The following is a 14,106-nucleotide window of genomic DNA, read 5'->3' as shown; positions in this document are numbered from 1 at the left end:
GAGTGGTTCCACCGCCGCTCCGACGACACCCGCCGCCGCGGCCATGGCGCGGATCGTCTTGTGTTCGAAGATGTCCCGAGGAGTCAGGGCAAACCCCGCGGACTTGGCCGCGGATGCCAGCTGGATGGACATGATGCTGTCGCCGCCGAGGGTGAAGAACGAATCGGTGGCGCCCACCCGGTCGGCGCCCAGCAGGCCGGCCACGATGCCGGCCAGCGTGCGCTCGGTATCCGTCGCGGGTGGAACGAACTCGGTGTCGGCGACGAAATCCGGGGCGGGCAGGGCGGCCCGGTCCAACTTGCCGGCGGGGGTCAACGGCAGCGCGTCGAGCACGATCAGCTGCGCCGGCACCATGTGAGCGGCCAGTCGACGGCCGGCCTCGCGCGACACCGCGGCGGTGTCGAGAACCGAGTGGTCGTCGGCGACGAGGTAGCCGACCAGTCGGGTCCGCCCGGCCGGGTCCTCGGCGCCCAGGGTGAGCGCATGTGCAACGCCCGGGGCCGCCGCGAGCACGGCGTCGATCTCGCCGAGTTCGACGCGCTGGCCGTTAATCTTGACCTGGTGGTCGGCACGCCCGGCGAACTCGATCTCGCCGGCCGGGGTCCGCCGGACCAGGTCGCCGGTGGCGTAGAGGCGCGCCCCGGGCAGTCCCAGGGGATCGGCGACGAAGCGCGCGGCGGTCAGGCCGGCCCGCGCGAGGTAGCCACGTGCCAGACCTGGTGCCGAGAGATACAACTCGCCGATGACGCCGTGCGGCACCGGGTTGAGGCGCTCGTCGAGGATGTAGGCGGTGAAACCCCGGATCGGTCGCCCGATGGTGACCGGTCGGCCCGGGAGAGATCGGCCGGCGGTGGCCCAGATCGTCGTCTCGGACGGCCCGTAGAAGTTGAACAGTGCCCGCCCGTCGGCGGCCCACCGCTCGATCAGTTCGGGCGGGCATGCCTCGCCACCCGTCGCAAGGTGCTTGAGGGTGGTGAGTCCCGCGGGATCGACGGTGGCGAGCACGGTGGGCGTGATCAGCGCATCGGTGATGCGGTGCCGTGCGATGAGGGCGGCGAGTTCGGCGCCACCGTAGATCTCGGCAGGCGAGACGACCAGCGTGTGCCCGGATCCGATGGCCCAGATCATCTCGAGCATCGAGGCGTCGAAGCTCGGCGATGCCACGTGCAGCACGCGCGTGGCGGGGCCGGAGGACACTTCACGCAATGCTTGTACGAGATCGGAGATGCCGCGGTGGTTGACGGCAACCGCCTTGGGCCGACCTGTCGAGCCGGACGTGTAGATCAGGTAGGCGAGGTTGTCGAGGCGTACCGGTGCAAGCCGCTCGGCATCGGTCACGGTGTCCGCCGACTCCCGCCCGGTCGCCTCGATCAGGTCGGTCTCGTCGAGGACCAGCCAGTGCGGCCGATCGCGGTCGCCGAGGGTGACGCGGTCGGCGACCGTCGTGAGGCCCAGGGCCGCACCCGAATCCGACAACATGTGGTCGATGCGATCGTCCGGGTAGGTCGGGTCGATCGGCAGGTAGACACCTCCCGCCTTGATCACCGCCCACGTGGCGACGACCGACTCCATCGACCGTGCGATGCCGACCGCGACCACCACGTCCGGTCCCACGCCGTGGCGGATCAGGGTGCGGGCGAGTCGGTTGGTCCGGGATTCGAATTCCTGGTAGTCGATCGTCTCCGCGCCACTGATGAGTGCGGCATGCTCCGGATCGAGGGTGCGGTCGCCGAGGACCTCGGGGAGGGTCTTCCCACCACCGAAGGTCTCGTTCGCTCGGGCGGCCGCCGCGAGTTCGGCGCGGACGGCGTCCATCTCCCGCCGCTGGGCATCGTCGAGCAGGTCGATGTCGCCGACGGCGGCGGTACGGTCCCCGGTGACCGCGCCGAGGACCCGCAGCCAGGTGTCGGCGAACCCCAGGATCGTCGGCTCGTCGAACAATGCTCGCGCATAGAGGAACTCCGCCTTCAGGTCGGGTGTCCCGTCGCTTCCGGGGCGTTCGAGGACACCGACGGTGAGGTCGAACTTGGCATCCTGTTCGGCGAGGTCGAGCGGTTCGATCTCGAGTCCGGCCCCGGTGAACGCCGCGCGACCGGCCGTGTCGTCGGTCGCATAGGTGAACGCGATCTGCGTGAGCGGCGCGTGCGCTGTCGACCGTTCCGGTGCCAGCGCATCCACGAGTTGTTCGAAGGCGACGTCGCTGTGGGCGAAGGCCTCGAGGTCGACGGCTCTGACCTCGGCGAGGAAGTCCTCGACCGACACCGCCGGGTCGACAGCGGTCCGCAACACCAAGGTGTTGACGAACATGCCGATCAATTCGTCGAGGACCGCCTGTCCGCGGCCGGCGACGGGCGCCCCGATCACGACGTCGCGCGTCGCGGCGAGTCGGGCCACGGTCAGCGCGAGCGCGCCGTGGCACACCATGAACGGCGTCAGACCGGTCTCGGCCGCGGTGCGCCGCACCGCAGCGGCGAGATCCGAGGGTAGGTCGATGCTCACGCGCTCGCCGTCGGCTTCGAGCACCGATGGCCGCGGCCGGTCCATGGGCAGGTCGGTGACCGCCGGGATCTCGTCGAGGACCGACAGCCAGTGCGCGAACTGCCGGCCGATGGGTGAGGTCGCGTCGTCGGTGCGGCCGAGCGTCTGGTGTTGCCACAACGCGAAATCGGCGTACTGGACGGTCGGCGGCTCGGCGGCCGACCCGGCGCCGGTACGCGCGAGGTAGGCACGGACCAGGTCGGTCGCGAGAACCTTGGCCGACTCCCCGTCAAAGGCGATGTGATGGCACACGACGATGACGTCGGTGGTCCCCGAATCCGCTGCCCGCCAGACCCGTCCGCGAATCGGGAGGTCGCTCGCGATGTCGAATCCGCGGGCGGTGGCGTCGCGCAGGTCGCCGGAGTCGCGGGCGAACGACCAGTCGAGACGCTCGGCGGCGGCGTCGACGTCCAGGATGCGTTGTGCGGGTCGCCCGTCCACGGTGGGGTACACGGTGCGCAGGATCTCGTGTCGTCCGATCACGTCCAGCAGCGCATCGAGCAGGGCATCGTGATCGACATCTCCGGCCAGCCGCAGGCCCAACGGGATGTTGTACGCCGAGGATGTGATGTCGAACTGGTTGATGAACCACATCCGCTGCTGCGCGAACGACAACGGGATGACGTCGGGCCGGGGCTGCGCGACGATCGGCGCGGTCGCACCGGTTCCCGGACGGACCCGTTCGGCCAGCGATCGCACGGTCGGCGCGTCGAACAGGTCCCGCACCGTGACGTCGGTGTCGAGGGCGCGGCCGACGCGAGCGGCCACCCGGGTGGCGGACAGCGAGTTGCCCCCGAGGTCGAAGAAACTCTCGGTCGCCGATGCGCGGTCGAGGCCGAGTACCTCGGCGAAGACACCGGCGATGGTCACCTCGGTGTCGGTGGTGGGCGCCACGTACTCGCCGCCGCCGCGCTCCGGTGCCGGCAGGGCACGTCGATCCAGTTTGCCCGAACCGGTGAGCTCGACGTGCTGCAATGGCATCCACACCGTCGGCTGCATGTACTCCGGGAGCATGCGGGCCGCGAGCGCCTTGACCGGGGCAAGATCGATCCCTGTTCCGCCGGATTCCCCGGTGCTGCCGGCGAGGTAGGCGACCAGATGTTCGGAGCCGTCGGCGGTGGTCGCGACGGTGGCCGCGGCGTGCACCACTCCGGGTGCGGAGAGGAGCACCGCCTCGATCTCGCCCAGCTCGATGCGCTGACCGCGCAGCTTCACCTGGAAGTCGGTGCGGCCCAGGTATTCCAGATCACCCTGGGGATCGTGGCGCACCAGGTCGCCGGTGCGGTACATGCGGGCCCCGGCCGGCCCGGCCGGGTCCGCGACGAACCGGTCGGCGGTGAGGTCGGTGCGCGAGGCGTACCCGCGGGCGAGTTGCACGCCACCGAGGTAGAGCTCGCCGGGCACCCCGATGGGGACCGGATGGAGCCGGGCGTCGAGGACGCGCGTCGTGGTGTTCCAGACCGGCCGGCCGATCGGTACCTCGGTGTCGCCGTATCGCACCTCGTGGTAGGTGACGTCGACGGCCGCCTCGGTGGGCCCGTACAGATTGTGGAGCCGCACGTTCGGCAGCGCGTCCAGCGCGGTCGCGGCGACCGAGGGTGCCAGCGCCTCACCGGAAGTGAACAGCTGCCGGATCGACGACAATGCGGAGAGCCCTTCGGGGCCGAGGACGTCGATGAAGGCCGACAGCATCGACGGCACGAAGTGTGTGGTGGTCACCCGCTGCTCGCGGATGAGCTGCGCCAGATAGGCCGGGTCGCGGTGGCCGTCGGGACGGGCGATCACCAGTTCCGCGCCGACCATCAACGGCCAGAACAATTCCCACACCGACACGTCGAAGGTCACCGGCGTCTTCTGCAGCACGACGTCTGCGCCGCGCAACCGGTAGGAGTCCTGCATCCAGGCCAGGCGGTTCGCTATGGCCGCGTGGGTGATGACGACGCCCTTGGGGCGGCCCGTCGAGCCGGAGGTGAACAGGGTGTAGGCGGCGTGGTCGGCGGTCAGCGGTGTCCTGCGGTCGGCGTCGGTGACCGGCGAGGTGTCCCCGGCGACCGGCGCGGACAGGTCGGCGACGATGAGGGGACGGTTCGAGTCGGCGAGCGCGTCCGGCACGCCGCCGGGGCCGACGATGACTGCGGCCGAGCGTGCGGTGTCGAGCATGTAGTCGATGCGATCCGCCGGCGCCGCCGGATCGATCGGCACGTAGTGACCGCCGGCGGTCACCACCGCATGGATCGCGACCAGCATCTCCGCGGAGCGCGGGACCGCGACGGCGACCGCGACGTCCGGGCCCACGCCGGCTCCGATGAGCTCGCGCGCGAGGCCGTTCACCCGTGCGCCGAAATCGGCGTAGGAGATGGTCCGGTCGCCGTCGACGAGGGCGGGTGCGCTGCGGTGCGAACGGACCGCCGTTGCGATCGCGTCGGGCAGTACCGCGGCGTCGGTGTCGACGTCGAGGCCCTGTGACCATGCGCGGAGCTTGCCGCGTCCGGCCGAGTCGACGAGCGGCACATCGCCGACCACGGCCTCCGGGTCGCCGACGAGCGCCCGCAGGATCGCGACATACCAGTCGGCGAGCCGGATCGCGGTGTCGTGGTCGAACAGGTCGGTCGCATAGACGATCGAACCGTCGAGGGCGGTCAGCCGGCCGTCGTCGGTGCGTGTGGCGGACAGGCCGACGGTGAGGTCGAAACGTGCTGCGGGATCGGCAGGTTCGGCCGGCGCGATGCTCAGGTCCGGCAGGTCCACGCGCGATTGCGCATGCTGTTCCAGCGTGAACATGACCTGCGCGAGCGGGGCGAAGGCCTCCGATCGGGTCGGTGCGAGTCGTTCGACGAGGTGCTCGAATGGGACGTCCGCGTGGCCGAAGGCATCGAGATCGGTTCCGCGGGTGGCAGTCAGCAGCTCGCGGAACGACATGCCGGGATCGATCTCGCTGCGCAGCACGAGAGTGTTGACGAACATGCCGATCACGTCGTCGAGGGCGGCCTGTCCGCGTCCGGCCACCGGCGTCGCGATGGCGACGTCGGTGGTGGCGCCGATGCGGCCGAGAAGCGCGGCGAGGGCGGCGTGCAGCACCATGAACGGCGTCGCACCATGGCGCCGGGAGAGATCGTCGACGGCGTCGACGAGATCGGCGGGGACGTCGAATCCGGCGAGCCCACCACGCAAGGACGCCGCGGCGGGACGCGGGCGGTCCATGGGCAGTTCGATGACGTCGGGCAGGTCGGCGAGCTGTTCGGTCCAGTACGAGATCTGCTGTCCCACGATCGAGTCCGGATCGTCGGCGGAGCCGAGCACCCGCTGCTGCCACAGCGCGAAGTCGGCGTACTGGACGGACAGGTCCGGCCAGCCCGGTGTGGTGCCAGCGGTCCGTGCCGTGTAGGCGGTGACGATGTCGCGCAGCAGCGGGGCGAGCGACTCACCGTCGGCGGCGATGTGGTGGATGATCACCACGAGCAGGTGGTCGTCGTCCCCCGTCGAGACCAGCGCAGTACGGATCGGTAGGTCGCGGGTGACGTCGAACGGTTGCCCGGCGAGATCGCGCGCGGTGGCGGCGTCTGTGGGTCGACTCCACCAGAATGTGTCGGTCGTCGCGATCGTGGGGTCGAGGATCTGTTGTGCCGCATCGCCGTTCTCGTCGGCCGGGAAGACGGTGCGCAAGCTCTCGTGTCGGCTGATCACGTCGGCGAGAGCGGCGCGCAGGGCGTCGGCGTCGAGGCGGCCGGTGAGCGTCAGCGCAAACGGGATGTTGTAGGCAGGCGACGACAGGTCGAACTGGTTGATGAACCACATCCGCTGTTGTGCGCTCGACAGCGGGATGCGCTCGGGGCGTGGGCCGGCGGTCAGCGTTTCCGTTACCGGGCCGGTGATGTCGGCGACCCGGGTGGCGAGCGCACGGACCGTCGGCGCGTCGAAGAGGTCGCGCACCCCGACCCGGGTACCGAGGGCCTCGGCGATGCGGGCGGCGACTCTGGTTGCCGACAGAGAGTTGCCGCCGAGGTCGAAGAAGCTGTCGGCGGCCGACACGGTGTCGAGGCCGAGGACGTCGCCGAACACGGCGGCGATGGCACGTTCGGCGTCGGTCGCGGGTTCGGCGTACTCCCCTGCCGCGAACTCCGGCTCGGGCAGTGCGCGGCGGTCGATCTTGCCCGCGGTGTTGAACGGCATCTCCTCGAGCAGCGACCAGACCGTGGGACGCATGTACTCCGGCAGCGCCTGCGCGGCGGCCTCACGCACGGTCTGGAGGTCGATCGAATCGCCGGCGACGTAGCCGACGAGGTGTTCGTCGCCGGTGGAGGTGGCCGTGACCGTGGCAACCGCGTGCACGACGCCCGGCACGGACGCGAGGACGGCCTCGATCTCGCCGAGTTCGATGCGCTGACCGCGCAGCTTCACCTGGAAATCGGTGCGGCCCAGATAATCCAGCTCGCCGTCGGAGGTGTACCGCACCAGGTCGCCGGTGCGGTAGAGGCGCGCACCGGCCTCGCCGAACGGATCGGCGACGAACCGGCCGGCGGTCAGGTCGGCACGGGCCGCGTATCCGCGCGCGAGCTGCACGCCACCGAGATACAGTTCGCCCGCCACCCCGGGTGGAACCGGACGCAGTTGCGAATCCAGCACCCGGGTGGCGGTGTTCCAGACCGGTAGGCCGATCGGAACGGCGGTGTCGCCGGGCCGCACCTCGTGGAAGGTGACGTCGACGGCCGCCTCGGTGGGTCCGTACAGATTGTGCAGCCGCGCGTTCGGCAACGCGTCGAGTGCCGCGGCGGCCACCGTCGGCGCAAGTGCCTCACCAGAGGTGAACACCTGGCGGATCGACGTCAACTCGGCCAGACCGGCGGCCCCGACGACGTCGATGAACGTCGACAGCATGGACGGCACGAAGTGTGTGGTGGTCACCCGCTGCTCGCGGATGAGTTCCGCGAGGTAGGCCGGGTCGCGATGGCCGTCGGGACGGGCGATCACCAGTTCCGCGCCGAGCATCAACGGCCAGAACAATTCCCACACCGACACGTCGAAGGTGGCCGGGGTCTTCTGGATGACGGTGTCGCCCGAGTTGATCGGGTACGACGCCTGCATCCACGCGAGACGATTCGCGATCGCCTCGTGTGTCACCGTGACGCCCTTGGGGCGGCCCGTCGATCCGGACGTGAAGATCGTGTATGCGGGGCTCTCGCCTCGCAGCGGAGCGATCCGGTCGGCATCGGTGATCGGTGCGACGGTCACGTCGGCGGCGCGCTCGGCCGCAATGGTCATTGTGCCGGTGTGCTGCGCGCCGATTGTGTGTGCGGTGTCATCGGCGACGAGCACGAGCGTCGCGCCGGAGGTGTCGAGCATGTATTCGACACGGTCGGCCGGGGCGTCCGGGTCGATCGGCACGTAGTGCCCGCCGGCCGCGACCACGGCGTGCAGGGCGACGAGCAGTTCCACCGACCGTGGGATACACACGCCCACGGCGACTTCGGGTCCGACGCCACGCGCGATCAGGTCGCGCGCCAGGTTCCACACCCGCGAACCGAACCGGGCGTACGTGATCGAGTTGCCATCGAAGACCAGCGCGATGGCATCGGGCGTTGCACGGGCCTGCGCCGCAACGTGATCGGCAAGCGTCGTGGCGTCGACGTCGGCCCGGTCGCCGTGCGCCCACCCGGTGACCAGCGCCCGATCGGCGTCGCTGATGGTGTCGACGTCGGCGAGCATGCGCTCGGGCACCTCGACGAGCGTGGCGAGCACCGTGCGGACATGGTCGGCCACGCGCACGACCTCGTCGTCGCCGATGACGCTCGGCAGGTATTTGAAGGCGAACCGCATGCCGTCGCCGGTCGGTCCGACGATCAGGTTGAGCGGATAGTGGGTGGAGTCGGCGAAGTCGACGCCGGTGATGTCCAGACCGGCCGCGCGACTCCCCGAGGCCAGGGCGTCGGAGTCGACCGGATAGGACTCGTAGACGGTCAAGGTGTCGAACAGGACCGGATGCCCGGCGATCTCGCCGATCTCGGCCAGGCCGAGGTGCTGATGGTCCAGGAGCCGGGTCTTGGCGTCCTGCAGTGCCGACGCGACCTCGCCCAGGGTCTGTGCCGGATCGCAGTCGACGATCACCGGGATGGTGTTGATGAACAGGCCGATCGCGGCCTCCACGCCGTCGATGTCGGCCGGGCGGCCGGACACGGTCTCACCGAAGGCCACCACCTGCTGCCCGATCAGCCGGGACAGGGTGAGGGCCCACGCGACCTGGATCGCGGTCGACCGCGTCACCCCGTGCTCGCGGGAGAAGCGGTGCAGTCCGGAGACCATCTCGTGATCGAGGTCGACGTCGCGTTCCGCCGGTGTCTCGGCGACCGTGGCCCGCTCGGGCGCGAGGAGGGTCGGGCCGTCCAACGGCGCCAGCGCCTCTCGCCACGCCTCCCGCGCGGCGGCGCCATCCCGGTCGGCCAGCCAGGTGAGGAAGTCGGCGTAGTCGGCACGGGGCGTCTGCGGGGCGGGGACGGCGCCGTCGCCGAGGTAGGCGGCGAACAGGTCGGCGATCACCAGCGGCCCGGACCAGCCGTCGAGGAGGATGTGGTGGTTGGTGATGATCAGCCGGTGCCCACCCGACGGCATCGTGACCGCGACGAACCGGATGGGGCCGGGTCCTGCGAGGTCGAAGCGGGTGGTGCGCTGCTCGCCGGCGAGTGCCGCCAGACGCGCCTGCGCAGCGTCGGCGTCGAGGGAGGTGAGATCGACCGTCTGCCAATCGGGTTCGACGTCCGGCGGCACCACGGTGACCGGCGTACCGGCGGCCGTCCGCACGAACGCGGATCGCAACACTGGGTGTGCTCGGAACAATTCGCCGGCCGCCCGTTGCATCCGGGGCTCGTCGATACCGTCGGCGATCTCGATGATCACCTGGACCGAGTACACGTCGATCTCATCGGGGCGGTCGACGATCTCGGACTGGAACAGCAGCCCGTTCTGCAGCGGGGACAACGCCCAGAGATCCGCCTCCGGGTACTGTCTGGCGAGCTCGTCGATCTCGTGCTGCGCGAGTCCGGTTGTCACCACATCGGATTCGGACAGGCCGGGATCGCCCACGGCGTCGAGGTCGGCGACGATGGTGGCGAGACCGCCCTGCCACCGTCGCGCGATCGCGCTGACCTCGTCGTCGTCGAGGACGGCGGCCGGGAAGCTGAAGTCAGCTCGCAGGGTCCGGCCGTCGCCATCGGCGACCGCGGAGACGTTGACCGCCAGCGAGGACAGCGCCACCATCGCGCCGGACACCGACGGCGGCAGCACCGGCGCATCCGTCGCCGGCAGGAAGCCGGCGACATCGTTCCCCGCGACATCGTTGCCCGCGGCAGGACCCGTCGGACCACCGACACTGCCGAAGTAGTTGAAGCTGATCGACGGGAGCCGCAGGTCTGCGAGCGGTGAGCCGTCGCGCAGGTGGCGCAGTGACCCGAATGCCACACCGTGATCGGGCATGGCGGCCCGGGAGTCCTTGACGGACTTGACCAACGCGGTGATGTCGGCCGTGTCACCACCGTCCGCGGGGACATCGACGGTCAGCGGTGCGATGCTGGTGAACCATCCGACCGTGCGCGACAGATCGGCGCCCGGTGCGACGGATTCCTCACGTCCGTGGCCCTCGAGGAGGATGGCGATGCGACCACCGGTGGTCGCATCCGCCACCGCCAGGGCCAAGGCCGCGAGCAACGGGTTGTCGGCCCCGGTCCGGAAGGCCTTCGGCACCCTGGTCAGCAGGGCTTCGGTCAGGTCGGTGGGCAGCGTCCACGACACGGTCCGGACCGTCGCCTGACGATCGCGGGCCCGTTCGAAAGGCCTGCCGACCTGCTCGACGTCTGGCGCCCGCAGGTGCTCGGCCCAGATCGGGAGTTCCTCGTCCCGGCCGGCGAGATCGGCGAGCACGCCGGCCCAGCGCCGCATCGACGTGCCGGTCGGTTGCAGCGAGATCCCCTGTCCCGCTGAGTACTGAGCCCATGCGGTGACGAGATCGGTGATGATCGCCGACCACGAGACGGCGTCGACCGCGAGATGATGAATGGCGAGAACCAGCCTGCCGCGCCCGTCCGGGCTCCGCAGCCCGACGGCCTGGAGCACTGCGCCCGTGCCCGGGTCGAGACGTCCCAGCGCCTGGACGTGCCCCTCGCGGACGGCCTCGGTGAAGGCCGGCGAATCGACCGGGGCGTCGATGTCTCGGATCTCGACCGCGGCGCCCGCGTCGAACGCGTTGCCCGCGGTCAGCTCCCACGCGCCGTCGCGCTCGACCAGCCGTGCACCGAGCATCGGATGGTGCGCGACGACCGCGGCGACCACCGTGCGCAGCTCGGGTTCGGAGATGCCGTCGGGCAGGACCAGCACGCTGCTCTGCGAGAAATCGGCGATGTCGGACGGCTCGTCGGCATGTTCGAGCATCCAGTGCACGGCCGGGGTGAGCGCGACCGCGCCCTCTCCCCCGCCCGGGTATTCGGCCAGGTCGGCGACCGCGCCGGCGCGGGCTGCGATGGCCAGGCCCCGCACGGTCCGCCGCTCGAAGATGTCCCGGGGGCTCACGGTGTAGCCCGCGGCACGCAGAGCCGACGACACCCGGATGGACATGATCGAGTCGCCGCCGAGCGCAAAGAAGGATTCGGTCACCGAGATCCGGTCGACGCCGAGGGCACCGGCGAAGATCCCGGCGATCGCACGCTCGTCGTCGTCGGCAGGTGCCTCGTAATCGGTGTCCAGCGCAGTGAAGTCGGGCTCCGGCAACGCCCGACGGTCCAGCTTTCCGGAGCTGCCCAGCGGGATGGCGTCGAGCAGACTCCACACGGTCGGCCGCATGTATTCCGGCAGCGCCTCTGCGGCCGCGGTTTTCGCCGGCTCGGGAGTGGCCGGTCCGACCAGATAGGCGACGAGGTGTTCGGCCCCGGTGGACGACCGCGCGACCGTGACCGCAGCGTGCACCACGTCGTCGACGGCGGTGAGCACCGACTCGATCTCGCCGAGTTCGATGCGCTGTCCGCGCAGCTTCACCTGGAAGTCGGTGCGGCCCAGATACTCCAGCTCGCCGCCGGAGTTGTGGCGCACCAGGTCGCCGGTGCGGTACAGCCGGTCACCGGGTGCACCGAACGGGTCAGCGACGAAACGTTCCGCGGTGAGATCCGGGCGAGCCGCGTAACCGCGGGCGATCTGCACGCCGCCGAGGTACAGCTCGCCGGGCACGCCGACGGGTACCGGGCGCAGCCGGCTGTCGAGCACCCAGGTCGTGGTGTTCCACGTCGGGTGCCCGATCGGCACCACGTCGCCGACAGTGGTCAGATCCTGGTGGGCGACCTCGACGGCCGCCTCGGTGGGACCGAACAGATCGTGCAGTCCGGCCCAGGGCAGTGCGGCGCGGGTGGCCTTCGCGACGGCCGGTGGCAGCGCCTCACCGGAGGCGAAGACGTACCGCAGCGACGTGAGCCCCGCCAGGGTCTCGTCGTCGACGACGTCGAGGAACACCGACAGCATCGACGGCACGAAATGGACCGATGTCACCTGCTCCGACTCGATCACCTCGGCGAGGTGACCCGGATCGGTATGTCCGCCCGGGCGGGCGATCAGCATCCGCGCACCGGCGAAGAGCGGCGCGAACAGCTCGGGCACCGAGACGTCGAAGGTGTACGGCGTCTTGAGGATCACCGTGTCCGAGGCATCGATCGGGAAGGTGCTCAGACCCCAGCGCAGACGGTTGAGGACGGCACGGTGCGACACCGTCACGCCCTTGGGCCGGCCGGTCGAACCCGAGGTGAAGATCGTGTATGCGGCGTGACCCGGATGCAGTGGCGCTCGCCGCTCGGCGTCGGTCACCGGATCGATGTCGATATCGATCGGTGCGGTGGTGTCGACATCGAGCACGGTGGCGCCGGCCTCGACAAACGTCTGCGAGGACGTGCCGGGCGCGACGAGGACGAGTGCCACGCCCGCGGTGTCGAGCATGTGGCGCACACGATCGGCGGGGGCCTCGGTGTCCATCGGCACGTATTGGCCACCCGCGGCGACGATCGCGTGGATCGCGACCACCATGTCGACCGATCGTGGAATACTCACGCCGACTGCGTCATCCGGGCCCACACCGCGCGCGATGAGATCCCGTGCCAGGTCGCTGACCCGGGCCACGAGCTCTGCGTAGTCCACGCTCCGGTCGTCGAACACGAGGGCGGCGGCCGACGGTGTGCGTCGCGACTGCTCGATGATCGCGGTGTCCAGCGTGGCATCGCGGAGCGCCACGTCGGGTCCGACGGAGAGCCGGCGGATGTCGCCGTCCTCACGACTGGTGAGCAACGGGCTGTCGCCGACCGCCGCCGACGGGTGCCGCGCGAGATCCCCGAGGAGGTCGACGAATCGGCCGCCCAGTCGCTCGATGGTCGCCGCGTCGAAGAGATCCGTCGCGTACACGATCGAGCCGCGCCAGCCGTCCTCGGGACCGTCTCCGGTGGCGATGTCGATGGTCAGATCCACTTTGGCGGACGGCTCGCCTGCCGGTACGGGTGTGACGGTCAGCCCGGGCAGATCGATGCTCCCCCGCGACGACGCGTCGACCGTCAACAACACCTGCGACAGCGGCGCAAACGCCTCCGAACGAGTCGGATTCAATTCCTCGACGAGATATTCGAACGGCACATCGGCGTGCGCGTACGCGTCGAGATCGGTGCGCCGCACCGAATCGAGGAGTTCGGTGAATGTCGTCGACGAGTCGACCTCGGTGCGCAGGACGAGCGTGTTCACGAACATGCCGACGAGCTGATCGAAGGCTGCATCGCCGCGTCCGGCGATCGGGGTGCTGACGGCGATGTCGGTGGTGCCGGACAACCGGGACAGCAGTACCGCGAGCGCGGCGTGCACGACCATGAACGACGTGACTCCCCGATCGGCGGCGATCGCGGTGACCGCGGATGCGACCTCGGCGGGGACCTCGAGCTCGACGGCCGCGCCACGCAGCGTCGCAACCGCCGGGCGCGGACGGTCCGCCGGCAGCTCGAGCACATCGGGTAGGGCCGCCAACTGTTGTGTCCAGTAACGGGTTTGCGCCGCCATCGCCGAGTCGGGATCGTCTGGTGAACCGAGGACCGCGCGCTGCCAGAGTGCGTAGTCGGCGAACTGCAGCGGCAGCGGTGTCCACGCCGGCGCGGCGCCTTCCGTCCGCGCGCGGTACGCCGTGAGGACATCGGCGAGCAGCGGTGTCATCGATTCGCCGTCGGCCGCTATGTGGTGCACGACGAGGGCGAGCACATGTCGGCGACGGTCGGCCGCGTCGGTGCCGAGCACCACGCGCACCGGCAACTCGGTCGCGATGTGGAATCCGGTGGTGACGGCCTGCGTCACGGCGGCAGCGATCTCGGCGTCGGAGCCGTCGATGTGCTGCCAACGCAGCGCCGTCGACAGGTCGGCGGCCGCGTGGACCGTCTGGACGGGCGTCCCGTCCACGTCCCCGAAGGTGCTGCGCAGCACCTCGTGTCGGCCCACCACGTCGGTGATGCAGGCGCGCAGCGCAGCGACGTCGAGGTCGCCGTCGAGGCGCAACACCAGCGGGATGTTGTAAGCCGG

At 70.3% G+C, this 14,106-nt stretch carries 1 protein-coding gene (cut by both window edges); it reads right to left on the bottom strand.

Every position in this 14,106-nt window falls within one protein-coding gene, locus ACLQ3I_RS10625, for a non-ribosomal peptide synthase/polyketide synthase (RefSeq protein WP_425801728.1), read on the bottom strand. The gene is 53,706 nt long; 26,289 of those nucleotides lie to the left of the window and 13,311 to its right, leaving coding positions 13,312–27,417 in view, spanning codon 4,438 (complete) through codon 9,139 (complete); the first complete codon in reading order (the gene reads right to left) occupies positions 14,104–14,106. The start codon and the stop codon both lie outside this window.

Source organism: Gordonia sp. DT101 (assembly GCF_049844895.1).
Classification (GTDB): domain Bacteria; phylum Actinomycetota; class Actinomycetes; order Mycobacteriales; family Mycobacteriaceae; genus Gordonia.
This window is presented reverse-complemented; position numbering and strand designations above follow the sequence as displayed.